Origin of the sequence: Paenibacillus amylolyticus (assembly GCF_001570725.1) — a bacterium.
GTDB lineage: Bacteria > Bacillota > Bacilli > Paenibacillales > Paenibacillaceae > Paenibacillus > Paenibacillus amylolyticus_A.
In genome coordinates, this window is the sequence record NZ_BCNV01000001.1 from 2659315 (window position 1) to 2685382 (window position 26068).

26 protein-coding genes and 1 riboswitch are annotated in these 26068 nt (G+C 44.8%); of the genes, 3 read left to right on the forward strand and 23 right to left on the reverse strand.

Features of this window, described 5'->3' with window-relative positions:
- Window positions 1–501 precede the first annotated feature (501 nt).
- The 6 genes from PAHA3_RS11610 to pdhA all read right to left on the reverse strand — a co-directional run bounded on the left by PAHA3_RS11610 (window position 502) and on the right by pdhA (window position 7340).
- Window positions 502–990 carry a dihydrofolate reductase gene (locus PAHA3_RS11610; protein ID WP_062834874.1) on the reverse strand — a complete coding sequence of 163 codons (489 nt, stop codon included), beginning with the start codon at window positions 988–990 and terminating at the stop codon, window positions 502–504.
- Between the two features lie 50 nt (window positions 991–1040).
- The gene (gene thyA / locus PAHA3_RS11615) at window positions 1041–1835 is read right to left on the reverse strand and encodes a thymidylate synthase (protein WP_062834875.1); all 795 of its coding nucleotides are present in this window, start codon (window positions 1833–1835) and stop codon (window positions 1041–1043) included.
- A 440-nt stretch (window positions 1836–2275) separates the two neighbouring features.
- Window positions 2276–3691 carry a dihydrolipoyl dehydrogenase gene (lpdA, locus tag PAHA3_RS11620; RefSeq protein ID WP_036613658.1) on the reverse strand — a complete coding sequence of 472 codons (1416 nt, stop codon included), beginning with the start codon at window positions 3689–3691 and terminating at the stop codon, window positions 2276–2278.
- Window positions 3692–3694: 3 nt separating this feature from the next.
- Window positions 3695–5017, reverse strand: coding sequence for a dihydrolipoamide acetyltransferase family protein (locus PAHA3_RS11625; RefSeq protein ID WP_062834876.1), 1323 nt, complete (start codon window positions 5015–5017; stop codon window positions 3695–3697).
- 176 nt (window positions 5018–5193) lie between these two features.
- A complete protein-coding gene (locus tag PAHA3_RS11630; protein ID WP_017688073.1) occupies window positions 5194–6171 on the reverse strand; it encodes an alpha-ketoacid dehydrogenase subunit beta in 978 nt (325 codons plus the stop codon).
- 101 nt (window positions 6172–6272) lie between these two features.
- Window positions 6273–7340, reverse strand: coding sequence for a pyruvate dehydrogenase (acetyl-transferring) E1 component subunit alpha (pdhA, locus tag PAHA3_RS11635; protein WP_017688072.1), 1068 nt, complete (start codon window positions 7338–7340; stop codon window positions 6273–6275).
- 256 nt (window positions 7341–7596) lie between these two features.
- Between pdhA and PAHA3_RS11640 the strand changes: the two genes are divergently transcribed.
- Window positions 7597–8331 (forward strand): alpha/beta hydrolase, encoded by a 735-nt coding sequence (locus PAHA3_RS11640; protein ID WP_062834877.1) that lies wholly within the window; start codon window positions 7597–7599, stop codon window positions 8329–8331.
- A gap of 160 nt (window positions 8332–8491) precedes the next feature.
- Here PAHA3_RS11640 and PAHA3_RS11645 read toward each other — a convergent pair whose 3' ends face one another.
- The gene (locus tag PAHA3_RS11645; protein ID WP_062834878.1) at window positions 8492–8962 is read right to left on the reverse strand and encodes a low molecular weight protein-tyrosine-phosphatase; all 471 of its coding nucleotides are present in this window, start codon (window positions 8960–8962) and stop codon (window positions 8492–8494) included.
- A gap of 1 nt (window position 8963) precedes the next feature.
- Window positions 8964–9665, reverse strand: a complete 702-nt coding sequence (locus PAHA3_RS11650) for a trimeric intracellular cation channel family protein (RefSeq protein WP_082762786.1) — start codon at window positions 9663–9665, stop codon at window positions 8964–8966.
- Between the two features lie 131 nt (window positions 9666–9796).
- Between PAHA3_RS11650 and PAHA3_RS11655 the strand changes: the two genes are divergently transcribed.
- Window positions 9797–10438 (forward strand): thiamine diphosphokinase, encoded by a 642-nt coding sequence (locus tag PAHA3_RS11655; protein ID WP_062834879.1) that lies wholly within the window; start codon window positions 9797–9799, stop codon window positions 10436–10438.
- 296 nt (window positions 10439–10734) lie between these two features.
- Window positions 10735–11235: a C40 family peptidase gene (locus tag PAHA3_RS11660; RefSeq protein ID WP_062834880.1), complete on the forward strand. Its 501-nt coding sequence runs from the start codon at window positions 10735–10737 to the stop codon at window positions 11233–11235.
- A 109-nt stretch (window positions 11236–11344) separates the two neighbouring features.
- Here the strand turns inward: PAHA3_RS11660 and PAHA3_RS11665 are convergent, their stop codons facing one another.
- The 15 genes from PAHA3_RS11665 to PAHA3_RS11735 all read right to left on the reverse strand — a co-directional run bounded on the left by PAHA3_RS11665 (window position 11345) and on the right by PAHA3_RS11735 (window position 26048).
- Window positions 11345–12049 (reverse strand): response regulator transcription factor, encoded by a 705-nt coding sequence (locus tag PAHA3_RS11665; RefSeq protein WP_062834881.1) that lies wholly within the window; start codon window positions 12047–12049, stop codon window positions 11345–11347.
- 118 nt (window positions 12050–12167) lie between these two features.
- Entirely contained in the window at window positions 12168–13217 is a 1050-nt protein-coding gene (locus tag PAHA3_RS11670; protein WP_062834882.1) for a ThiF family adenylyltransferase, read from the reverse strand.
- Window positions 13214–13981 carry a thiazole synthase gene (locus PAHA3_RS11675; RefSeq protein WP_062836079.1) on the reverse strand — a complete coding sequence of 256 codons (768 nt, stop codon included), beginning with the start codon at window positions 13979–13981 and terminating at the stop codon, window positions 13214–13216. Before PAHA3_RS11675 ends, PAHA3_RS11670 begins: the two co-directional genes overlap by 4 nt.
- A 2-nt stretch (window positions 13982–13983) precedes the next feature.
- Window positions 13984–14187, reverse strand: coding sequence for a sulfur carrier protein ThiS (gene thiS, locus PAHA3_RS11680; RefSeq protein WP_062834883.1), 204 nt, complete (start codon window positions 14185–14187; stop codon window positions 13984–13986).
- The gene (gene thiO, locus PAHA3_RS11685) at window positions 14184–15356 is read right to left on the reverse strand and encodes a glycine oxidase ThiO (RefSeq protein ID WP_062834884.1); all 1173 of its coding nucleotides are present in this window, start codon (window positions 15354–15356) and stop codon (window positions 14184–14186) included. Before thiO ends, thiS begins: the two co-directional genes overlap by 4 nt.
- A gap of 16 nt (window positions 15357–15372) precedes the next feature.
- Window positions 15373–16035: a thiamine phosphate synthase gene (locus PAHA3_RS11690; protein ID WP_062834885.1), complete on the reverse strand. Its 663-nt coding sequence runs from the start codon at window positions 16033–16035 to the stop codon at window positions 15373–15375.
- 227 nt (window positions 16036–16262) lie between these two features.
- A riboswitch (TPP riboswitch) is annotated at window positions 16263–16372 on the reverse strand.
- A gap of 75 nt (window positions 16373–16447) precedes the next feature.
- Complete coding sequence (locus tag PAHA3_RS11695; protein ID WP_062834886.1) at window positions 16448–17998, reverse strand: ABC-F family ATP-binding cassette domain-containing protein; 1551 nt, start codon at window positions 17996–17998, stop codon at window positions 16448–16450.
- 138 nt (window positions 17999–18136) lie between these two features.
- Window positions 18137–19120 (reverse strand): hypothetical protein, encoded by a 984-nt coding sequence (locus tag PAHA3_RS11700; RefSeq protein ID WP_062834887.1) that lies wholly within the window; start codon window positions 19118–19120, stop codon window positions 18137–18139.
- Entirely contained in the window at window positions 19107–19658 is a 552-nt protein-coding gene (locus PAHA3_RS11705) for a hypothetical protein (RefSeq protein WP_062834888.1), read from the reverse strand. The genes PAHA3_RS11700 and PAHA3_RS11705 overlap by 14 nt, the downstream gene beginning before the upstream one ends.
- Window positions 19655–20053, reverse strand: coding sequence for a hypothetical protein (locus PAHA3_RS11710; protein ID WP_062834889.1), 399 nt, complete (start codon window positions 20051–20053; stop codon window positions 19655–19657). Before PAHA3_RS11710 ends, PAHA3_RS11705 begins: the two co-directional genes overlap by 4 nt.
- A 16-nt stretch (window positions 20054–20069) precedes the next feature.
- Entirely contained in the window at window positions 20070–20555 is a 486-nt protein-coding gene (locus PAHA3_RS11715; protein ID WP_062834890.1) for a hypothetical protein, read from the reverse strand.
- 62 nt (window positions 20556–20617) lie between these two features.
- Window positions 20618–22684 carry a hypothetical protein gene (locus tag PAHA3_RS11720; protein ID WP_062834891.1) on the reverse strand — a complete coding sequence of 689 codons (2067 nt, stop codon included), beginning with the start codon at window positions 22682–22684 and terminating at the stop codon, window positions 20618–20620.
- Window positions 22674–24500: an ATPase, T2SS/T4P/T4SS family gene (locus tag PAHA3_RS11725; protein ID WP_062834892.1), complete on the reverse strand. Its 1827-nt coding sequence runs from the start codon at window positions 24498–24500 to the stop codon at window positions 22674–22676. Before PAHA3_RS11725 ends, PAHA3_RS11720 begins: the two co-directional genes overlap by 11 nt.
- 7 nt (window positions 24501–24507) lie before the next feature.
- Window positions 24508–25338 (reverse strand): ParA family protein, encoded by an 831-nt coding sequence (locus PAHA3_RS11730; RefSeq protein WP_062834893.1) that lies wholly within the window; start codon window positions 25336–25338, stop codon window positions 24508–24510.
- Window positions 25335–26048: a hypothetical protein gene (locus PAHA3_RS11735; protein ID WP_062834894.1), complete on the reverse strand. Its 714-nt coding sequence runs from the start codon at window positions 26046–26048 to the stop codon at window positions 25335–25337. Before PAHA3_RS11735 ends, PAHA3_RS11730 begins: the two co-directional genes overlap by 4 nt.
- Between the last annotated feature and the right edge of the window lie 20 nt (window positions 26049–26068).

The following is a 26068-nucleotide window of genomic DNA, read 5'->3' on the forward strand; positions in this document are numbered from 1 at the left end:
ATATTTCAATTATAGTAGCATTTACAGAGCTGAATATTAAATGGATTATCCGCATAATTATTTGTATTTTATACATCATATCTTTCAAGTCTACCTATGGTCAATACCCTTATTTTGGTGTTAAATATGGTTTTGAACTGCGAAATCAGGTGTTTGTTAAAGAGGTAAAAGCTCGAAACGTTATGTAAATGTCAGATAATTTGTCATCAAATCCAACATATTTTGCTAAAAATCGTTCTCATTTCTGAATCTTAGACCATTTTTAGGACTTCACAACGTTAAAACCTCAAAACTTTTACACTTTTTTACTGTTACATGCTAGGCTGTATGTATAATATACATAAGCATCAATTATCCATGTTATATTAGTGTAATATGCGATTCACTCTAAACAAGTGACTCATTTTTTAAATAAAGAAAAGACGCTGTTCACGAATAATTCGCAATCAGCGCCTCTCATCATACAATTCCGAACGAAGTCAGGATATTTTCATACAACATTTACCGTTTACGTTCATAAAATTCGAATGTATACGCGTGAACATTTTTCTCATCCTGCTCGCCTTCAATTTGTTCAATCAGTTCCCATTCCGACCAGTCCACTTCAGGGAAAAAGGTATCTCCCTCAAAATTCTCATGAATTTTGGTCACCACAAGACGATCTGCAAGTGGCAAGAACTCGCGGTACACTTGGGAACCCCCAATTACGCATAGTTCCTCACCTTTGGTTACGCTCAGACCCTCTTCAATCGTATGCACAATCTCAGCTTGTTGCACTTTGTAGTTCAGATCTCTTGTTACTACGATATTACGGCGCTGAGGAAGCGGCTTTCCACCAAAAGATTCCCACGTGTTACGCCCCATAATAATCGTTTTGTTCAGTGTACGTTGTTTGAAAAAGGCCATATCTTTGGGTAAACGCCATGGAATTGAATTGTTCAATCCAATCACACCGTTCTCCCCCATTGCCCACACAAGTTCAATACTCAAGGGTAATACACTCCTTCAATCCAAGTCTCTTATAGAGGTTGAACACGTAATTAGACTGCAATTGGAGCTTTAATGCCCGGATGATGCTGGTAATTCTCAAACTCGAAGTCTTCAAACTTATAATCGAAAATAGAATCCGGTTTACGCTTGATTACCAGCTTAGGTAAAGCATAGGGTTCACGCTCTAGCTGCGTTTTGACCTGGTCCACATGGTTAGAGTAGATGTGAACATCCCCTCCTGACCAGATGAATTCCCCCACCTCAAGATCACACTGCTGCGCAATCATATGGGTCAAGAGCGCATAACTCGCGATGTTAAACGGCAAGCCGAGGAACGTATCCACGGACCGCATCGTTAGCATACAGGATAATTTACCCTCTGCAACGTAAAACTGAAACGCAAAATGACAAGGCGGAAGTTTCATATGATTGATCTCAGCCACATTCCATGCACTGACAAGGTGACGGCGAGAGTCCGGATTATTTTTGATCGAATCAATTACTGCGGCGATCTGATCAATTTTATCTCCGTTTGGTGCTTCCCATGTGCGCCACTGCGAGCCATAAACTGGTCCGAGATCCCCATTTTCATCCGCCCAGTCGTCCCAGATCTTCACACCGTTTTCTTTCAAATAAGATATATTGGTATCGCCACTCAAAAACCATAACAGTTCATGAATAACCGATTTGAGATGAATTCGTTTGGTTGTTACCAGCGGAAATCCTTCGGAGAGATCATAACGGAGCTGTCTGCCGAATACGGATTGTGTCCCTGTTCCGGTACGGTCTCCTTTATGCACGCCGTTGTTCAGAATATCCTGTAATAAATCGAGATAGTTTTTCATGTTGAAATCTCCTCACTGTTATACTACTCCAGAATAGAATTGGCTCGTATATCAATTGAACTAAAACCATTTACACTTGCCCACTCCGATGACCGAACAACCTTCCGATCGCTGTTATCCCCTGATTTTTTCGATTCCCTTTTCCAAAGGGAAAAATCCGGTGATAAAGGCGAACGCTTCGCTTCTTTAGGCTCTTTCCGTCCTCTGCGTTCTCATGTAAAAGTTTAATTCAACTAAACGGCCCTATACTACTCTAATCATTATTACAGTGTACCACAAATGAGGAATTCGTTGTATTGTAATCAGATATACAAATCAAGGTATAACCTTTTTAAACTTTGCTCTTATTTCAATCAAAAAAAGAGACGAATAACGCGTTAGCGTCATTCGTCTCATCTGATTTACGTATAATGCCGGACGGATCCGAAACTTAGATGATCTTAACGGGAGATGATGTGGATCGGGTGACCCATAACCAATTCCGCAGCTTCCATCACGATTTCGCCCAAAGTTGGGTGAGCGTGAATTGTAAGCGCCAGATCTTCCAATGTAGCACCCATCTCAATTGCCAAACCAAGCTCAGCAATCAGGTTGGAAGCTTCCAGACCTACGATTTGGCAACCCAATACGAGGCCGCTTTCTTCGTCAGCTACGATTTTCACGAAGCCTTCAGCGTGGTTCAAAGATACAGCACGGCCGTTACCCGCATAAGGGAATTTGCCTGCTTTTACTTTGTAACCTTTTTCTTTAGCTTCTTTTTCAGTGTAACCTACGCTGGAACACTCTGGATCTGTGAATACAACTGCTGGCATACATTTGTAGTCAACTACAGATGGTTGTCCTGCGATTGCTTCAGCAGCCACTTTACCTTCATAAGAAGCTTTGTGTGCCAGAGCCAGACCAGATACGATGTCACCGATAGCGAAGATGTGAGGAATGCTAGTACGACCTTGGTGGTCAACTTTGACAAATCCACGCTCGTCAACGTCAACACCAATCATGTCGAGACCCAGTTCTCCATCTGTGTTTGGACGACGTCCAACAGTTACCAGCAGGTAATCTGCAGTTACTTCTTTGGACTCACCATTTACAGAGTACTTCACAGTTACATCTTTATCCGTTTGCTCAGCACTCTCGGCTTTTGCACCCGTTACGATTTCGATGCCTGTTTTCTTCATGTTTTTAGCAACAAGGCTAGTCATGTCTTTATCGAAACCTGGCAGTACTGTATCCAAACCTTCGATGATTGTTACTTTTGCACCGAATTTGGAGTACATTTGGCCAAGCTCAGCACCAATATATCCACCACCGATAACGATCATGCTTTTTGGTACTTCTGGCAAGTTCAAAGCTTCTGTCGAAGACAGAATGCGTCCGCCAAACGGGAAAGGTTTCAGTTCGATTGGACGGGAACCTGTTGCGATAATAGCATTTTTAAATTTGTAACGTGGAGACTCGTGGTCATTGAATACACGAGCTTCGTTTTCGTTGATGAACATGCACTCACCGTTGAAAACTTCAACTTTGTTGCCTTTGAGCAAACCAGCTACGCCGCCAGTCATTTTCTTAACAACGCCGTTTTTGAACTCTTGAGTTTTGCTGAAGTCCACTTTTACGTTCTCAGCAGAGATACCAAAAGCTTCACCGTGAAGTGCAGACTCATATTGGTGTGCAGCAGAGATCAGGGCTTTGGATGGAATACATCCACGGTTCAAACAAACGCCGCCCAGTTCGGATTTGTCTACGATCAATACGCTTTGGCCCAGTTGAGCAGCGCGGATGGCAGCTACATAGCCGCCAGGACCCGCACCAATTACTAATGTGTCGATATTGAGAGAAGCGTCGCCTACTACCATATCTTACACCTCCATAACAAGCAGCTCAGGGTTAGCGAGCAGCTGTTTAATGTAATTCATAAAGTTTTGTGCTGTTGCGCCATCGATGATACGGTGGTCAAAGCTCAGGGAAAGAGCCATTACAGGTGCTGCAACTACTTCGCCGTTTTTGATCACTGCTTTTTCGCTGATGCGTCCTGTTCCGAGAATAGCAACTTCAGGGAAGTTGATGATTGGAGTGAAGAACATACCGCCAGCAGAACCGATGTTACTGATGGAGATTGTGCTTCCTCTCATTTCATTCGCGCTCAATTTGCCCTCACGACCACGAGCAGCCAGATCACGGATAGAATCAGCAATCATCCAGATGGATTTACGATCAGCATCTTTGATAACAGGAACGATCAAGCCGTTGTCTGTATCTGTAGCGATACCGATGTTGTAGTATTTTTTGTAAACAATTTCGTTAGCTTCTTCATCAATCATAGCGTTCAGAGCCGGGAATTGGCGGGAAGCCGCAACCAGTGCTTTAACGATGAATGGCAGATAAGTAACTTTTGTTCCTTTTTTCTCTGCAATTGGTTTCATGCGAGTACGGAAAGCAACCAATTCAGTTACGTCCACTTCGTCCATGATTGTAACGTGAGGTGCTGTGTAAGCCGATTTAACCATTGCATTAGAGATCGCTTTACGGATACCTTTGAATGGTACGCGCTCTTCTTCAACGTGTTGATCAGCTGCAGCCGCTGCTGGTGCTGCGGATTTTTTCTCTTCTTGAGCCGGAGCTTCGGAAGATGCCGCTGCGGAAGAACCGCCACCGTTTTTGAAGGATTCAACATCTTCTTTGGTTACTTTACCGTTGTTGCCAGTGCCGTTAACCTGAGCGATGTCTACACCTTGTTCGCGAGCAAATTTACGCACGCTTGGTGTTGCCAGAACGTCTTTGGCAGGTACTGCCGGAACGCTGTTGTTGCCGCCTTCTTTAGCTGCATCCGAACTGGAAGCTGCTGCAGAAGAACCGCTTGTGTCAGCTCCGCCTTGAGCTGCATCTTTCTCTTGCTCGCCTTGATCGCCAGCAGGAGCGTCGTCTTGCTCAGGAAGTTCGCCTTCTGCATCGATGATCGCTACAACTTCACCAACGTGGCAGACTTGACCGTCTTTAGCGAATACTTCTGTAACTGTTCCGTTAACCGGACAAGGTACTTCTACAACCGCTTTGTCGTTCTGTACTTCCATGATGATATCGTCGTCAGTTACTTTGTCACCGACTTTGATGTGCATCTTGATGATTTCGCCTTCGTGTAGGCCTTCGCCCAATTCAGGGAATTTATATTCAAATTTAGCCAACTGAAAAACCTCCTTGATTATGTGCTCAATCCTGAAAACAACCCTTAACTCCAAGAAACAACTGTTACTGCTAATGCAAATAACTGTTACTCAAGGGGCTAATGGCTGTTTACAGTGCAGCTTGCGCTGCGGTGTGAATCACCATACTGCGCCTTGCGGCATGTCAGATGATTAAATTAGAAATTTACGACTTTGTTAACCGCAGCGACGATACGCGCTGGGTTAGGCAGCCAAGAATCTTCGATTTGTGCAAAAGGATATACAGTATCCGGACCAGCTACACGCAGAACCGGTGCTTCCAAGTGCAGGATTGCTTTTTCATTGATTTGCGCAATGACTTCAGCTGCAACACCTGCGCTCTTTTGAGCTTCCTGTACAACAATTGCACGATTTGTTTTCTTAATAGAAGCAACGATGGTATCGATGTCGATCGGGCTAACCGTACGAAGGTCGATAACTTCAACTTTGATTCCTTGTTTTTCGAGTTCATCAGCTGCTTTCACAGAAGTGTGAACCATCATACCGTAAGTAATGATCGTTACATCAGAACCTTCACGAACAACGTTCGCTTTGCCCAACTCAACAACGTAATCTTCTTCAGGCACTTCTGCACGGAAAGCATGGTACAAGTTCAAGTGCTCCATGAAGAATACAGGGTCGTTATCGCGAATAGAAGCGATCATCAGACCTTTTGCATCGTAAGGGTTAGAAGGAACAACTACTTTGATACCTGGTGTTTGCGTGAGCAGACCTTCCAGGGAATCTGTATGCAATTCTGCCGCTTTTACACCGCCACCGAATGGTGTACGGAATACGATTGGAGAATTGTATTTTCCACCGGAGCGGAAACGCATACGAGCAGCTTGCACTACCATTTGGTCAAGGGCTTCGAAGATAAAACCAACGAATTGGATCTCAGCAACCGGACGGAAGCCTTGTACACCCAGACCTACAGCCAGACCACCAATAGCGGACTCAGCCAGTGGTGTATCAAATACACGCTCTTCGCCAAACTCTTTTTGCAGACCTTCCGTTACACGGAAAACGCCGCCTACATTACCTACGTCTTCACCGAAAAGCAGAACGTTAGGATCACGTTTCAACTCCACGCGAAGCGCATCACGGATTGCTTCTTTCATGTTCATTTGTGCCATTTGCTTCATTTCCTCCTTAAACATTGACAGTTCACATTTGAATTCGTACATGTATACCGGGACATTAAAGTCGCGGATGTTTATGCTTTATCGGAAAAAACTTATTGGAAATCAGCTTTTTGCTCTTCCAAGTGCTTAGGCGTTTGTTCGAACATGCTGTCGATCAAGCCTGAAATCGTCATTTTCTCGGTTTTTTCCGCTTTTTTGATCTCTTCATTTACTTTAGCTTTTGCTTCTTCTTTCACACGTGCTGTATCTTCTTCAGTCCACAGACCTTTTTTCTCCAGATATTTAGCGAAACGTGCGATAGGATCTTTAGCAGACCATTCTGCCTCTTCTTCTTTTGTACGATACTTGGAAGCATCATCCGAAAGGGAGTGAGGACGGAAACGGTATGTTACTGCTTCGATCAATGTTGCGCCTTCTCCGTTACGTCCACGCTCAGCAGCTTCCTGAACAGCTTTGATAACAGCGAAGATGTCCATACCGTCAACTTTAACACCTTTGATACCTGCTGCTACCGCTTTGTGAGCGATGGACAGAGCTGCTGTTTGTTTAGCAAAAGGAGTTGTGATGGCATAACCATTGTTTTGTACGAAGAAGATAACAGGCAGTTTGTAAACACCAGCGTAGTTCAGACCTTCATAGAAGTCACCTTCAGAAGAACCGCCATCACCTGTGTACGTGATAACAACTTGTTTTTGTTTCTTCAATTTGTAACCCATAGCGATACCCATTGCGTGCAGAATTTGTGCACCAATGATGATTTGTGGCATCAATACATTAACGCCATCTGGAATTTGTCCACCATGTTGGTGTCCACGGGAGTACAAGAATGCTTGATAAAGAGGAAGTCCATGCCATACGAGTTGCGGAATGTCACGATAGCCAGGACATACAAAGTCTTCTTTTTCAATTGCAAATTCACTACCAACCATTGTAGCTTCTTGACCAGATACTGGAGCATAGAAACCAAGACGACCTTGACGGCCCAGGTTTACTGCACGGTCATCCCAAGTACGGGTAAATACCATGCGGTACATAATTTCTTTTAATTGATCATCGGAAAGTGTAGGCATCATGTCTTTGTTAACAATTTCGCCGTCAGGAGACAGCACGGACAGAGCTTCTACATCCTCTGTATACACTTCATAAGGAACCTTGCTCATTTTTTTCTTCACCTCAACAAAAAATTTGAATATCAAGTTCCGCTGTTATAATATTATTATACACCTGTTTCACTCCATACGTCAAAGAAATCCGTAATTTTTTTATGTTTCCTGCCGGATTGTATGTATAACAGGGGTTTAATATTGGTATAACAGCATAATACATGATTGCGTGTTTGACCTAACCCCGCACAAGGGTAATCTTACCGTATTGCGCGGTCGAATGCAAAAAATTAACCGAGAAAGGTGACGTTTTATGACGGATTCCCGCTATTTGAAACGCACGATTGTGAAGGAAGAGATTGAAAGTCGCTATCTCGGAGAGAAGCGAACACTCCGTATTTACCTTCCTCCGGGCTATAACGAATTGCTCAGCTACCCTGTCGTTTATTGTCAGGATGGCGAAGAATTTTTCAATTTCGGGCGAATTGCTACAACAGCTAACCGAATTATTCTGGACGAAGGAGCCGAACCTTTCATTATTGTAGGGGTTCAGGTGGATGTGTCTGTGAGAACACAGGAATATGCTCCGTTTGGAGATCGATTCAAGGCATATACCGCTTGCTTCGCTGAAGAGATTATTCCCTATATAGAAGAGAAATATCCTGTACGTCGTTCCCCGCAGGAACGCATTCTTGCCGGAGACTCGCTTGGTGGTAGTGTTTCGCTTCACCTTGCTCTGTTATATCCTGACCTGTTTACACGTGTCATCAGCATGTCTGGTGCCTTCTACTCCGCTTCTCAGGAAATCTATGCCGCAGCCGAAGATCTCTCTTGGCTCTCAATATGGATGATCGTTGGTTTGCAGGAGACTGCCTTCGCAGCAGACACAGGTACGTATGATTTTGTGCAACTGAACCGCGATACCCGTGATTTGCTGGAAAAACGAGGTGCTCTCGTCTCCTACCAGGAGAAAGACGGGAATCACCAATGGGGTTTTTGGCAAAATGAATTGCCGGAAGCATTGCTTTATTTTCTACAAGAAAGATAAACTGGGATACAGCAACAGGCGGCTGAAATGCCGCTTTTGTTTCCCACTTTAATGATACCGCTTACAATTGTAACCTGAAAAAGAAGCAGGATATCCTGCTTGAGTACTCGCTCCTGCTTCTTTGTCCGGCTACAAGTTAAGTATGAGTTTGGGTTTATTACTAAGCTAATGAATGTTCCGCTTCAATTTTTCTCAACAAAACATCGCAGCCTGCATTAACCAACTCATACACCTCTTCAAAATTGCCTGTATGATACGGGTCTGGTACTTCTCTAAGCTTCTCATTCGGAAGCATGTCCATGAACTTGATGATGTCCGCCTCAGCTCCGCCTGGAACGTTGCGCACATTATCTGCATTAGAATTGTCCATACACACAATATAATCAAACTGAGTAAAGTCTTCGCTGGCGAATTGTCTCGCTGCCATGTTGGCATAAGAAATCTGGTATGAATCCAGCAATTTCCGAGTCCCTTCATGCGGAGGTTTACCAATGTGCCAGTCCCCTGTACCTGCTGAGTCCACACGAATCTGATGTTCAAGCCCCTTCTCCAGGACTTTGTTACGCAGGACTGCTTCAGCCATTGGTGATCTACATATATTACCTAGACATACAAACAAAACATGAATCATATTAATCCCCCTTACTTAGCGTACCTTGAAGTACCGACGGTGTTGGTTGTGTCACGATGCTCTCTGGCTGAGGATTGACGTTCCCTGTCTCCGATGGCACCAACGAACGACGCGGTAGCTTCCATTTATAATGTACAGAACACATCCGGAAGAACACCACAGCCGCGAAACAAAGTAATAGCCCAACATTCGTTGTTAACCAACCCATACCTATGACAAAGCCAGCTGTCATTGCCCATACAGCATAAATTTCATCACGCAATACAAGCGGTTTACGTCCAGCGAGCACATCACGAATAACGCCTCCACCAATACCGGTCATTACTGCTGCAACGATAACTGCGCTAATGGGATGTCCCATATTTGCCGCGTATAATGCCCCTTGAATTGCAAATGCTGCGAGTCCGATTGCATCGAACAAGGCCTCTGTTCGCTTCCAGTGACCAATCCACTTGAGTGGCAGCACAAACGCAATTGCTACAGATACCAAGGCCAACATGATAAGTGATCCCTGACTCCATAGTGTCGTTACAGGTATACCTATAAGTACATTTCGGATAATTCCGCCTCCGAATGCAGTCACAAGTCCAAGTACAAGTACACCCAAAATGTCATATTCCTCTTCCATTGCTACGAAGGCACCGGACATTGCAAATGCGATGGTACCTATAATGCTGAATACTTCAAAAATGTGTAAGTCCAACCTGTTCAAACCTCACTTTTCAAGTCATCTCCGTGTCGCTCTACCCATTGTATCCGCGAGCACCGAAATTGTGCAACCACATTTTGTGGATTATACTGGTTTGGTGAAAGAATTAGGAAGGATGAAATAAAATGACGGTGAAACGGATTGTTATTTTTACAGGCGGGAATCTATCTGCTGAGTTACTTCAGGAAATAAGAGATGATGACATGATTATCGCAGCTGATCGCGGTGCATTATTTTTGATCGAACATGGCATTCAGCCTCATATTGCAGTCGGAGATTTTGATTCTATTACTGAAGAGGAACTAACGATTGTTAGCAACAATAGCATTCAGTTTATTTCATGCGACCCTGTTCATAAGGATCTTACCGATACGGAAATGGCTTTTGAGACAGCGCTGGATCACGAACCTTCTCACATCCTGATGTTGGGTGCTACAGGTACTCGGATGGATCACACACTCGCTAATGTACATATTATGGTTCGCGCGATGCAGCATCATATTTCCTGTGTAATTCAGGACAAGCATAACTATATGACATTGACAACATCCAAAGCTGTGGTTGAACACCGGGACTATAAATATGTTTCTCTACTCCCTTTGACTCATGAAGTTACAGGAATAACTCTGGATGGTTTCATGTATCCGTTGGATCAAGCCACCATTCGCATGGGACAATCCTTAGGTGTAAGCAACCAACTCTTAGGCACTTCCGGTACAGTCACCATCGATAGTGGCTTACTACTGATTATTCAGAGCAAAGATTGAATCTATTAGCATGCTTCATCGTTATTTATTACTTTTTTGTAACCAGTGATTTCGTTAAGAAAATAGGTTCCTACACAACAAAGACCCTTGATAATCAAGGGTCTTTTCTATTTCATCTTTGTTTCTCATTCGTCAATGATTAATTTTTTGACATTTTTAATTATATTTTAATAAACATACCCAAACCACTGTGGCGCAAGGGATCACACGTACCTATCCAATTTCTAGGCTGTTACAAAGCTGTTATACTCGCTCTAGCAACTTAACGAAAACGAATTTTGGAGGTACTAACTAATATGAAAACAAACATCTTTGTCCAAAAGGCCGTAACCGTCGGGTTGTGCGCTACACTAGGTTTTGGAGCTGTACTAATGACTAACGCACCTGTTGCACAGGCAGCAACTGCATCTGTGTCCACAGGCCAACAGATTGTTAACTATGGTAAACAATTTACTGGAACTCCATATAAATTTGGTGCTTCAACATCAACTACCAAAGTTTTTGACTGCTCTTCTTTTATGAAATATATTTTCAAAAAGTATGGTGTAGACTTGCCGCGCACTTCCGTGAAACAATCCAAAGAAGGCAAAGCTGTGTCCAAAGCTAATCTGCGTGTAGGCGATCTGGTATTTTTCTCCAGCGGTAGCCGTTCTACTGGCTCCAACATCACTCATGTAGGCGTGTACGCAGGGAACGGAAAGATTCTGCATACGTATGGATCTCCAGGCGTAACCCTTTCGGATCTGAATTCCGGTACTTGGGAAAGAACGTATATTAAAGCTCGTCGTGTACTGTAGAGTTATATATTATTAAATAAGTAAAGGCCGGACGATATGTTCCGGTCTTTTTATTTACCCTTTTTTCGCCACAGTCTAAACTGGAGTTTCATGGAATTCGGAGGTTAATCTAATTTTTATCATGAAGCATGTAACCGATCCCACGCACCGTATGAATCAGTTTCACACTTCTTCCCTTGTCCACCTTAACCCTCAGATGTTTGATATACACGTCCACGACGTTGGTATCCATGGCATACTCATATCCCCATACTTCCCGCAAAATATCACTCCTTGTACATGCTTCATTCACATGCAAGGCCAGGAATTCCAGTAACTCGTACTCTTTAGGTGTTAATGTCAGGTATTCACCCGCACGATTTACCCGCCTTGAACGCAAATTCACTTTAAGATCATGGACTACAATAACTTCTTCGCCCTCTGGTGTTGCATTCGCGAAAACACGCAATAAATTTCGTATTCTGGCCAGCATCACGTTCAAGTGAATCGGTTCCTCCATTACGTCATTAGCTCCGAAATCCAGCCATTCCACAATGAATTGAGGAGATGCGTTTGATGTGATAACCAGTAGGGGTACAACCTGTCCTTTATCTATCCATTGTTTCAACTCTGCCTTACCATTTTGATTTCGATTCGCCTCCCCCTCACCCTGGTCTACCAGGATGATCAGGTTGATGTGTGATAACGAATTCTTAACGGATATGTCTATTTCAGGCCTTTCCTTTCGGTGCACCTCATACCCTTCGGCACATAATACGTCCTGAATAAGGCTGACCTGCTCTCCTGCTCCAATCAGCAAAATGGCTGTTTTCACTGTTTTTCACCCGGCCTGTCTCTGTCCCACTGCTGGCAGCAATGGTTGGTACAGTTAGCATGCCGTAAAATGAAAAAGTCCATTCCCTTCAGGGAACAGACTTTGCTGCTTTCTTGCTTTAACCAAAGTAGCGGTGAACGAGCGTACGTGCTTCAGCTGTGTCTTTTGTTCCGTGCACAAGAACACGTCCATCCTGGAAAATGACCATTCTATAGACTCCTGTTGTAAAAGAAACCAGAAACGGATTGGATTCCACTTTACCTTCTTGAAGTCTATCCAGACGATCAGCCGTATGTTGAAGATCCAGATTCATTCGCCGTGCAGGTCGGATCTGAACGGTATCCCTGCCACATAGCACATCGGTTTTCTCCAGGTTGGACGCAGAAAGATAAGGATACGTTGCCGAATCGCTGCAGGAAGGGCAGTCTTGCTTTTTCGCACCATCCACATTGATGGATATGTACTCGTTCCTCCACACGTCAAATGACAACAACTTGCGTCTCAATGCATTTGCATTGCCACTAAGTAACTTCATCGCTTCTGCTGTCTGATTCGCCGTTACCATCTGTACCGCTTGGGGTATGATGCCAGACGTATCACAGGTATCTCCACCCAGAGGGACTTCACCCAGCAAACAATTTAAACATGGCGTATCTCCGGGCATAAACGTGTAGGTGATGCCGTAACTACCCACACATCCACCATAAATCCAGGGAATACGGTGCTTCTGTGACATATCATTAATGAGTAGCCGAGTATCAAAATTATCCGTTGCATCCATAATCAAGTCTGCATGCTGAACGAGTTCTTCCAACTCATCTACTCTGACATCCAACACTTTCCCTTGCACATGAACCGCGGAATTAATGGCAGATAAACGTTTCTCCGCCGCCATCGCCTTCGGCATCCGTTCAATTGCGTCCTGTTCTACATATAATTGCTGTCGTTGCAGGTTACTCCACTCCACATAATCACGATCCACGATCGTTATGTGCCCAACTCCTGAACGAACTAACGTTTCTGCAATTCCTGTTCCGAGTGCGCCGGCACCTACAATTAAAACTCTGCTGCCCTTTAATCTGGACTGGCCTTCCTTACCCAGCGGCGCATAGCGTTCCTGTCTGGAATACCGATCGGCCTGTTCTGAGGATGTTAATTGATCTGTCATGTATGAACCATTCCTTCCACCGGACTACTGGCTGCTGCATAACGCTTTACAGGGATCATGCCTGCTTCATATGCCAGCCTACCTCCCTCTACCCCCAATCGCATCGCTTTAGCCATGCTCACTGGATCTCCTGATCCAGATACAGCTGTATTCAACAATACGCCATCTGCACCAAGTTCCATCGCATAAGCAGCATCTTTTGGGGAGCGCAATCCTGCATCCACAATTACAGGCACTACGGCCTGCTCAATGATGATCTCAAGGTTATAGGGATTAATGATGCCTCTGCCAGCTCCGATGGGAGAAGCACCAGGCATTACAGCATGTACGCCAAGCAGTTGTAGCCTTTTGGCCAGAATGACATCATCCGAAATATAAGGCAACACCGTGAAGCCCTTTTCAAGCAAAATTTCGCAAGCCTTGTACGTTTCAATCGGATCTGGGAGCAACGTAATTCCATCTCCGATGACTTCGACTTTTATCATATCACAAAGTCCCGAAGCCCGCGCAAGCTCGGCAATCCGCACCGCCTCTTCCGCAGTGGAAGCCCCAGCCGTATTCGGAAGAAGGGTGTATTTGTCCAGATCCAACGTATCCAGGAAATGCTTCTGGTTACGTTCCTCCAAATTCAGACGACGAACAGCAAAAGTTAATACTTCCGTTTTAGATGCTTCCACAGCCTGACTTTGCACTTCCAGATCCGAAAACTTGCCTGTTCCGAGCAACAATCTGGATTCAAACGTATATTTCCCAATGTTCAACATCATCAACCGCCTCCTACAAAATGTACAATCTCGATTCGATCGCCTTCTCTTAATGCCGTCGTCTCATGATACTCACGCGTTAAGATGTGCCTGTTCAGCTCGACAACTACAGTCTTGACTTGCAGGTCAAAAGATTGAAGCAGTTTATCCACGCGATTCAATCTGTCTTCTATCTCCATCCGTTGACCATTAACGATGATATTCACTGCACCACTCCCTTTCTGTTCAATCGCTCAGGGCTCAGCGTCTCAATTCCGAGCTCTTCTGAGCTTTTGCCCGCGAGCAATTCAGCGATTAGTCTGCCTGTTATCGCACTGAGCAAAATACCGTTACGGTAATGTCCAAAGGCCGCAAACAGCCCGGGAACACTTTCGCAAGCACCTATATAAGGCAGACCATCTGGAGTTGCCGGCCTTACGCCTGCCCACGCCCGCAAAAATTGTGCCTCTTTCATCCCAGGCACCCAGCGGGTAGCCGCTGTTAATAACTTCTGAATACCCTGTACAGAAACATTCAGATCCGTTCTGCCTGGCAGACTGGTTGCCCCGAGCCAAACCTCTCCATTGGCTTTGGGAACAATATAGATGTCCTCTGCGTACACCGTTCTGTCAGGTCTGTACCCTGCATGTTCAGCTGAGAACTGAACGGCGGCTATTTCTCCTTTTACCGACCACACAGGCAAGCTTAGATTCACATGTCTCAACAAATCTTCGCTCTGTAATCCAGCAGCTATAACGACATGTTTGCATGTCATCTCACCGATCGATGTGGTGATTCCCTGAACGCCGTATTCGTTTGCTTGCACATGTATATCCTGTATGCCCTCCATCACCCGCGCTCCCATTGCTTGAGCGGATTCAGCGTATGCCTTTGTCAGATGGACTGGAAGAACCTCACTCTCGTAAGGCCTGTAGTAGGCTCCATACGTATCCCTGTTAAGCCACGATGCCTCCTGTTGCACAGCGTAACGGTCCCACCACACCTCATCAGCAGAAGCTGACAACACAGACTTCCGATTGTCCTTATAACTACTTAATTCACTGTATGAACGAAAAGGAGTTAGGAATCCATGGCGTTGCAGACCAACCTCTACCTCGCTGAGTGTAGCCATTAGCATCTGTTGCTCATGAAGTAACTTTCTGCTCTGCCTGGCAAGCTTAGCCATCAAAGGATGGGCAAAACCCTCACTGTCTGCCGCCAGCATTCCAGCCGCTGCGCAAGAAGTCCCTCCTGCAATCGCCGAACGCTCTACCAACAGTACATCCTGTCCACGAGAAGCAAGCTCATATGCAATGGCACAGCCAATGACGCCTCCGCCTACAATAATCGTTTCTGCATGAATCTTATCCGGTCTATCAGTCACGATCTCTTTCATCATCTCATCTCCTTTTTCAGCGGCTCAGACTTTCTGTACCAACGATAGCCTGCCTTAAAGATGCAGCGGCCCGATCCGGTGAATCGCTCGCCCATACATTCGAGATCACAGCGACTCCCCGTGCCCCTGCGGAGCGAATCGCGTGAATGTTTCCCGGTTCAATGCCCCCGATCGCAATGACAGGAATGGAGACACACCTGCACACTTCAGCAAGAGCATTCAATCCTCTTGGTTCAAGATCAGGCTTACTGTTGGTTGAGTAGACATGCCCGAAGAAAAGGTAATCGGCTCCCTGTTCTTCAGCGATTTTTGCCTCATCCATGGAATGAACAGATACCCCCAGACGAAGTCGCTGCACATTGCTTAGGACATCATTGTTGTAGTTACGTATAGCCTCTTGCCCCCAATGGACACCGCCGTAGTTTTCATTCTGCGAATTCAGCTCTGAACCATTGATGACGATCCGGCAAAATGGAACGCCAACACCACGCAGACTTTCAGCCCAATCGACCTTTTCTTGCCATGTGAGTTGTTTCTCTCGTATGTGAATATAGTCCACCCATGGCCAGACGTCTTTTGCAACTTTTACAAATGTTGCTTGATCTCCAGCCCCCGTAGATACAACATGCAGTTCAAATGATCCTTGTACATGTTCATGAGAAATTGCCGTACCGTTCATCTCCTTCCATGCATCAATGCTATGTAAAACACAAAAAAGCCACTCCCGTAGGGGAGTGGCTGCGTATTAATTATTGAATCAGATGACTGACTGATGCATACAGTTCATTTCGTAAAAAACAGCTATGGAATTTGTAACCATAACGTTATACTCGGAACTGCATGTTTCAATTCGCTAAGCAAACGATTGACATTCTTTCGAATTCCCGTTTGCTCACGTCATTCACTGAAACCCGCGCGCCACTTCCCTACGCTGGTATGATCCAGATCAGGTGCAAAGGGTCCGGAATCGCATTCTTCCATCTCAGCCGCATCGTGCGGCCCCCCTAGTGTTCATATGAAGTTGTAGCCTATGTTACCATAGACGGATTTTTTTGTCACCGTTCATTTCTGTTAAACGTTGCTTGAATTGTCTAGTTTTTCTCAGACCATTCTTCGACATTCCATGTTTTCGTGACCCAACCCTCGTAAAAATCAGGTTCATGAGATACCAGCAACACCGTTCCCTTGAATTCTTGCAAGGCACGCTGCAACTCCGCTTTGGCTGTGACATCCAGATGGTTTGTCGGCTCATCGAATAGAATCCAGTTACTTTCACGCATCAAGAGTTTACATAAACGAACCTTGGCTTGCTCTCCACCACTCAGCATGTTAAGCGGACGGGTAATATGCTCATTTTTCAACCCACAGCGAGCGAGATGCCCCCGGACTTCGTTCTGGGTCAAATGTGAAAACTCATTCCAGACATCTTCAATCGGTGTGATATTTCCAGCACGAACTTCCTGTTCAAAATATGCCGTTTCGAGATAATCTCCCAAGAAAGTCTTTCCACTGAGTGGAGATATTTTTCCCAGAATGGTTTTCAGCAGTGTCGATTTACCCACACCATTACAACCTACAATGGCAATTTTCTCACCACGTTCAATTGTCATTGTCATCTTAGGCAGCAAAGGATACGTATATCCAATTTCAAAATCAATGCCCTCAAAGACCGTTTTGCTACTCGCGCGGGCATCCTTGAATTTGAACGTTGGTTTAGCCGCTTCATCTGGACGATCAATACGTTCAATCTTGTCCAATTGCTTCTCCCGGCTCTTCGCTCGACCTGAAGTTGAAGCACGTGCCTTGTTACGCTGAATGAAATCTTCCTGCTTCTTGATATACTCTTGCTGCTTCTCGTATGCATCAATATGCTGGGCTTTATTCATATCAGCCATCTCGAGGAACTTGTTATAGTTCGCTGCATATCGCGTTAATTTGGCAAATTCCAAATGATAAATAACATTTACGACTTCATTCATGAATTCCGTGTCATGGGAAATTAGAAGAAACGCGTGTGGGTAATCTTTCAGGTAACGTGACAGCCATTCAATGTGCTCTACATCCAGATAGTTGGTAGGCTCATCCAGCAAAAGGGCTGTAGGTTTCTCAAGTAGAAGCTTGGCAAGAAGCACCTTGGTGCGTTGTCCACCACTTAGAGCTGCGACATCCCGATCAAGACCAATCGCAGACAAACCAAGACCATTGGCCATCTCTTCCACTTTTACGTCAATCAGATAAAAATCGCCCTGCTCCAGTTGTTCCTGAATATCGCCCATCTCTTCCAGCAACTGCTCCAGCTTATCTGGATCTGCATCTGCCATCTGGTCCGTAATATTCATCATTTCTTTTTCCAATTCAAGCAACGGAAGGAATGCGTCCTTAAGTACGTCACGAATGGTTTTGCCTGGCGTAAGCTTCGTGTGCTGATCCAGATATCCATAACGGACCTTAGGTGTCCATTCCACTTTTCCACTGTCTTTAAGCAATTTACCGGTAAGGATGTTCATTAGTGTGGATTTACCTACACCATTGGCACCAACAAGTCCTACTCGCTCTCCGGCAAGTAAGCGAAACGATACATTTTTAAATAAAGTGCGATCTCCAAAATTGTGACTCACGTTCTCTACTGACAATAAACTCATAAGATGAGGTTGCTCCTATCTATTAGACATTACTTTTGTAATTGTTCCGAAACCCTATTCTAGCACAGGTTCTGTCTTTTCTGAAAGTAATGTAAACAGTTCAGGAACCTCTTCCATAATTTTGTTGTACAAGCTCCCCTAACGATTAGAGCAGTTATATTCGAAATAGCCTTGTGCAGCTGCTTCTCTTGCGTCTGTGAACACTTCTTCGGCACGGTAACCATTACCACATGTGGAGGGATAGTAGTACTTGATACCCGTTAAAGGATCTACCCCACCTACGATGGCCGTTTTCTTCACAAGTCTGCCTCCACCAATTGCGTAGTTGTTGATCTTCTGGTCACCCACACCTATACCCTGGATAAAAGCCATAACCCCTGTATCATTAATAGAGTTGTACCAATCTTCCTGCGTAATCAGGGGCATCGTAAATGTATAGGAAATACCGTTCTTTCTGGCAAACTCATTATGGCGGTTAATCACATCAGCCAGATTATTCTGCACAGTAGTTACAATCCGACTTCGTCTAACTTGTTCAAATACGTTGGTGTCCTGAAGCAAAGGAATCTGTGTGGTTGTAGCCAGTTCTTTTTGAAATCCCTCAATCCATTTCCCTGCGCTTGCATCGTAGGCATATACGTAGTCGTCCAATGTAAAGTTAATACTGCTCCCATTTGAATCTGAATATGTATAAGGTCTCTTGGGGCTCCACACTTGCCTGAAAGAATCTTCACGGTTACCTGTCAACTCCGTTTCTGTGGACAACATATAATAGCCGTCATAATCCAGAATAACTACGGCAGGAATGTAATTAAACATGTTTCGAATAGCTGCGGGATCATCCTGAATCCCCATATTCAAAGCCATTGTCTGAGTAAATGTAATCAAGGCAAGCTCCTTGTCCGCTTTGACAAACTTGGTTGAATCATAACCCGCTTCATCATTTTGTTTCTCATTCTGATGCATCACTGCACCTGCATCCATAACTGCGGTTTGAAGTGCAGATCTGTATCGATGTCCAAGATAGTTAGCCTCTTCGGCATCTTGGGTATGGAGTGAGATGATCCAGAAGAGCGGGAAGAAGAGCAGCACGAATACAATGGAAAGCTCAGTAATCTTCATTGAGAACCATACCTCCGTATGTGACAAATACAGCTGAAGCCTGAGCCGTACCACTCAACCATTCACGAATAAGCATGGAAGGTGTACGATTTGTATTTTGGAGCGTCACGGTGAAAAAATCCCCTGTTGTCAATGTATATCTTCGACTAGGATCATCAGCCGGTATCACACCTGAAGATGGGAATAGCCTATCTCGAATCTGAGCTGCATAATATCCATCCTGCACTACCTCATAGGTCCCGGTAAAACTGTTGTTGTCCATCGGGTCTGTATAATGAGGTATATATTTCTTATGTAAATGTTCCATCGACAACTCATACACATTGCCCGTCTGGGCCAGTTGCTCCTCAAACTCAGTTAACATTCGAGGTGAAATATATCCTTTCGTTCGGACAGCATCAACAAAACGTGTTACATTCTGAACAGCCGTCATACGTGCTATATCATCCTGCCGATCGGCTGTTTCAGCAGCCGGGTACACATAGAGTAGAAGGACTGCGAGCAATACGGCAAGCAGCTTGGATGCGGCATTAATCAATTCACACTGGCCTCCTTCCAAAAAACAATCTTGAGCAGTTCTCCAGTTTCATTTCGTATAAACTCAGGTCTGTAGGTTTCATCGAGCCGGACAGGAATCGTCGCTGTTTTGCTGACAAGTGGATCGATCACATAAGAAGTTCCGTCTACCTCTACAGGAATGCCTGTGCCTGTCATCTGTCTCACGGTATGCAACACTTCCGCACCACTATACTGATCGGGATTAGTGGTGTGCAGTGTTGTTGTCAGTCGACCTTCCATACCTGCTATTGTCTGTACTCTGTCGTTCAAAGCCGCTGATAAAATCTTAACATTCTGTTGCCCGTACAGGCAGGCTGTCACAAACAGGACAACCGCCGTACAAAACAACATAAGATACTGGGTATTCTGGGACATGTTAAACCAACTCCTGTCAGGATTGCTGGAAGATCAGCCCTCTTACCACGTTGGAACGGTCTTTTACAATAATAGCTTTGAATTTACCACTTGGATTGACATATTGATTGTCTTTTTCACTCATGGTCTGGTTAATAATCCCCACTTTATCGTCAGGTGCAATAACCGAGCCGTAATCCGCATTATTGAGATCCTGTGAAATATTCAATTGGTTCCCGTACCATTGACCCGCTTTATTTTTACCTGTAATAACTTGAATACCGAACTGATCCTTGTCCGCATATTTACGCAGCGCATTCGTTACCTGTGATCCACTGATGGTTGTTCCGTCATATACCGTAAATGCAGCCTGGGACAATTCGGTCTGAATATCAGCAAAATTGTTCTGGGCCGTCTTAGTTGCCTCCTGAGCCGAAATAAATAACAGAACTACAATTGTGATCAGAGCGATCGTCAAAAATATCCCTGCTGCCACCTTCAAAGCGCTTGATGCATTGTTCATGATAAATCCTCCCAAGTTATAAGTGATTAAACTATTTCAGACTGTTACACAGATGAATTGTGCTACAGTTTCTGAATTTGTTCATAATAAATGTTCATCTGCAAGAAGCTCATACCGACCAATGGAATGACCAGATACAAAAAGATAAGGGCATACATAGGTGTAAATCCGATGGTTCTACCCCATGATGCTTTTACATCAATCATTTTGCTGTATTCCTGCTTGCGTTGTTCAAAATAGAATGCCATCATGCTTTCAAGATCATCGAAGGCTTCACGTATTGAGATTTTGCCAAGGGCAAGCTGCAATTTATCCACCAGTCGCTGGAACTCGGGCAAACCCGCCTCTTCCTTTAAATGTTCAAGTGCAAGCTCTGGCCCATGTTCGAAATGCAACAAACATTTTTGCAGCGGACGCTTGAAAATGACGGCAAATCGATTAAGCCACTCCAATATCTCCTCCACAGACATCCGGTCCATCTCACGCAAAATGGAAATCACCGTCTGAAATTGATAGATTTCATGCCGCATATCCAACCTTCGCATTTTCCGCTGAAATAACATGAGCCATACGGGCATGTAGTACCCTGCTACACCCATGACAATCGCTATAATCATTTCCCACCAGCGTACATATTGCTTGTTATACACCTCTAGTTTTTGCATAATGCGCGCGATCGTCTCAGCCTGGGTATCATGGTCCAGCTGAACGGGAGAGAGCTGTTGTAACGCTTTGGAGATGTCTTCGTATGTAGCTCCTCGGTTCATTTCTACACTTTCCAGCACGGATTGATCCAAAGCTGTTTTTTCCTCGGCCTTCCTGAGATCCGCTTCAGCCATTGCGCCAAACATTCGGTCATCCCGGATTGGATCATGCAAGATGTGGTTACGTTCAACCTGGTGCAAGAGTAAGATACAGCCCATCGTAAGGACCAAACAACCTGCGAATAACATCACTCGACGAATGGCAAGCCATTCATATTTCAGCTCCGAGCTGCTCTCCCTCATCAGTCGTATCGTTTGGCTGTATTGTGTACTCCCAGGTTTCGCCGCAAACAACATCGCCATTTTACGTATGAAGGTCTGCTTGTACAGAAACTGATCCAACCGTGAGTGCTTATGGCCTGACCGATAACGGGTCTCATCGTATTGTTGGAGCCTTTGCAAAAGCAAATAGGCAAGGATGATAATGACATAGATCGATATTTTAGTAACAAAACCGATTTTGCTGCGATAAAATTCATCCATCGTTGGAAAACTGACTCTTGCCCAGCGTTCGATCGGAGCGGTGAACAATACCGGAGCGAGTGCGATGATATTAAGTCCTTTGAGCAAGTAATCCAATTTATCACGCCGCAATATCTCCAAATGAATCTCCTGAGTTAGGTTACCAAGTCCTTTAAGATAAATAGAACCTTGTTCTCTGTCCTTATCCCCGAACTCCATGACCATATAGGAAACGCCTGCGAACCCTTTGAGAAAACGATTGGGAGCCACTTCATAATAACGCTCAAGAGCTTCATTCGGATCTGGAGAAGTTAGAGCTTCGTAGATCAGTCTTACTTGTTCCGCGGCTTCTCCTGTTCCTGCTTCAGCGGCTTCATAGAGCGCTTCCTCAACCATGCCATGCTGATGATACCGATGCCTTACATCTGCAAAGAGATCCAGCATCTGCACCAGCAACCTTTTCTCCATACGACTGAGGCACATATCCAGCACCAGGCTGTTTAGCACCACAGCACAGAGCACGGACAGTATTACAAAAGCGATACCCGGCTGCAGAAGAAACAGAATGACACTTATGCTTCCATATCCTCCCAAAATAATCAGAACCACTGTCATCGTCAGTCTGCGAAGTGAAGGCTCATCCCCAACGTGGCGGAATGAAATCCGCTTCTGCACTTGTAGAATATAGGATGATAGCAGTGGGACTTTCATTCCGAAGCGGTAGGACTGTAACAAAAGTGACCCCAGTCCCTTAAATCCCTTCCCGCCGGGAGTTAGAATAACGCCAGATTGACTTGCTGGACCACCTCCTCTGCGACGTAACACACCCAAAACCAGAAGCGTGATCAGCAACCCTCCTGCACAAATACTTAATACGAGGAGCAGAATCCATTTAATTGTCATGCTGATCACCCCAGTGTTGCTTCATAAACTGTTCAAATCTCTCAGCATCCTGTAGTGTCATCTGTTCTCGCATATCCATCATGCATCCCGAAGAGATTGGAGCTGTCGCAACGTATTCTCCATCTCTGTACTCCACAACATTACGAAATGAAAAACCTGCTCTCTCTTCCACGCTGTCACCTTGATTCGCACGAGGAAGACACTCCGTAATACGCTCAATATATCTTCGTCCCTCAGCGTCTTTCTTCATATGAACATCGAAATTAATGACACTGACAACCTGCTCCTCAGCAATATGTTCATGTTGGAACATGCCTGTCTTAAGTAGGGAATTACGCAGGGAGAAGACCAGGTCACGAAAGGTTTTGGCATGGTGGGTAAACAAGGTGAACAGACTGGCAACCTGGGACATTTGAATCATCCATGCAGCTACTTCATCACTCGCAACCTCACCGAGAATATTGACGGTACCATCCGTCTTTTTCTGCAAATCAAGCCCTTGTTGACCTGAAATGTGCTCTGTCTCTCGGAAACTCAAAATATTACGTCGGCTATAGATCCGTCTTAATTGAAGTTCGAACGCCATCTCTTGCACCCGAAGGGTATACGATGCATAGATGTGTTTGACCATAGCCATAAGCAACGTTGTTTTACCAGATCCCTGTGCCCCGGTTACAGCTGTAATCCGGCTTCCTTTCATCAGGTATTGAAGCAATGTAATTGGCAGATTTGCGTTGTTACCCGTAACCAATTGTTCAAGTGAAGCATTCGGAATATCGAACTTCCGGACGAAGAACGCCCATGATTCTGCAAAAGGAGGACGAACCACAACGACACGGGAACCGTCTTTCATCTCATTCACTTTGTATCCACTGGCTTCCGACAACTGTCCCGGATAATTGTATTTGTATATATTCTGGCATACCCGTTTCAGTTCACGGATGCTGCCGAATGACAGAAAGGACAGATGAATGGACTTACCTTTATAGAAAACCCATACACTTTCCATCCCGCTCAGCGGTTCTTCATGTGCATCATCATCCAGTCCTTGATCCAGCAAATCATTCCATGATGCCGGTTTTCGAAATCCCATATTATGAACAGTATCCAGCATACCGCTGACACCACCACTGACGCCGTCAATACGTTGGTCTCTTATCTCATCAACAACCGAGAACCCTTTGTAGTGTTGGTAGATACGTTGCACGATGATATCCGTCTTTTCTCTGAATCCAAGCTCTCGATATTCGCATTCAAACACATACTGAATATCCTCCTCAGAGATATAATAACTCCCTCCGTCCTCCGAACCTTCCTCGATTCTCAGCCTGCCAAGATCGTAGGTATCAATCATTCGGGAAAGAGCATCCACACCGAATTGCTGTCGGTACAAATAGAACACGATTTCGAATCGGTCCTGAATCGTCAACAAATCTGGTTCTGCAAACAAAATAACTTCATCTACATTCGATTTGTTCAGGCCTATACTTCGGGTCAGCAGATCTCCTATCAGGTTTTTGACATATGTTTTGTCGCTGATACTGCCTGAAACACAACCTTTCAGGGCTTTTCTCATCTCGGCACGTTGATTGATTCTTCGACGATATTCTTCTTCGTGCAGACCCGCATCCGCGAGTTGACTATGACTAAGCTCATGAAGTGAGTTCTTCACCTTCTCAATCAACATATCAATTGTGAACGATTCTTGTTCAGGAATACGGGCATTTTTTTCACGAAGAAACGTTCTATATTTGAACCAGAGATAGTTCAGACACAGAATCAATATTAAACTTATCCATATGGTATTCCAGAGCATTGGAGGTTCAGGCTCCCCTTTCCAGCCTCTTCAGAACCGTGCGCATTCCTGCGCCGTCCATAATCAGGCGAGCGAGTTCGCTCATGCTAGCAGCAAAGCTCCCTTTACGAGTATCCTTATTCTCGCTTAAACTTTCCAACTGCAAGTACTTAGCGACATCTCGACGATTCATTGCATCCAGGTATCCGGTTGTGTACGAGATCGCAGATATCGAACCTTTGTATCTGAACCGGCGCCGAATATTGGAAAGCGTTGCGCGGGATTGCGGATCGTATTTGTTAATGACAACATGCATATTCTGTTTGTTCATTCGTTCTGGTAAGATTTCTTCAAAGAACAACTCCAGATTTCGCATATTTTGATCGAGATTAATGACAACATAGTCCGCTTGTTGCAGCTTGAGCTGCGAATCCACACCAGCATGATCCGCATCCAGAAGAACCAGATCATAATACTCGTTAGCTACATTCAGCAGCTTTTTCACAGTCTCACCATGTTCTTGCGGAGAACGTTCCATCTCATTCATTCTTCCGGTCAGGAAATCAAGTCTTTCCTTTAGCAGTGGCTTGGTATAATCCTTGAGATTGTGCTTGTTCAGACTTCCGCTCGAATGCAGCCGTTCAACCGCATCCCAGCCACCCTCTTCGAAGGAGAATACGGAATCTGTGGAATCCGCCTCATTGGATGGCAGAGCAGCTTCTGTGCCAGTTCCGACAAGGCCTGTATTAACAAGTAACACTCTTGTCCTATAGTGAAGTGCCATTGCATAAGCACTAATCAATGTGCTTGAGGTACAACCTGTCCCTGCAAAAGGGCTCCAAAAGGTAATGGTGCTCATGCTCTCATCCTTTCTGCTTCTTTCATCGCACGACGGCTGCGAACACTTTCCCAACCTGTTAACTGCTCGACCACGCGACACAACGATTTTTTGTAATTTCGTGACAAAGGTCCAAGATGAACTCTGCGATGATGCTCATTCTCAAGCTTAACCGCCGCTGTTAACTCATCCCATGGAAGCACTAAGGATTCTCCTGTCCATACAAACGGGCTGCCCTCCAGATACGCCAACAAATAACGTGCTTCAAGCTTACAGTCGACCCCGTTAATGAAGAGCCGCTGAAATGACAACTCACCAGGCAATGACTGTTCTTCAAGCAACCGCTTCAACCAGCCCTTGCCACGTTCCAGATTGAACCGCTCATAATCACTCACCCAGACTCTTACATCAGCGTTCAGCCAAAGATTACGCGAAGCAAAGTGTGAGGTCTCCATGTCATATAACACATAGTCATAGCTGTCCAACCTCTCTCCATTTACTTCAAGATGATTCTCTACAGCTGCTGAAGTTACAAAATAACAAGCGATATCAAAACCTTCAAATTCCGTAATTCGCAAAGACTGCTGACTGTCCCCTACGCCGTATCCATACTTCTGTTGTAACGTTCCATCTACAAGCAAGACCCTGTTACCTGTCGAAGCCAGTATCTTGCAGAGATACTGCATCAGATCGTTCTTCTCACATAAACCTGCAAAGATCCATGTATGCATACATATCACGACTCCCTTCT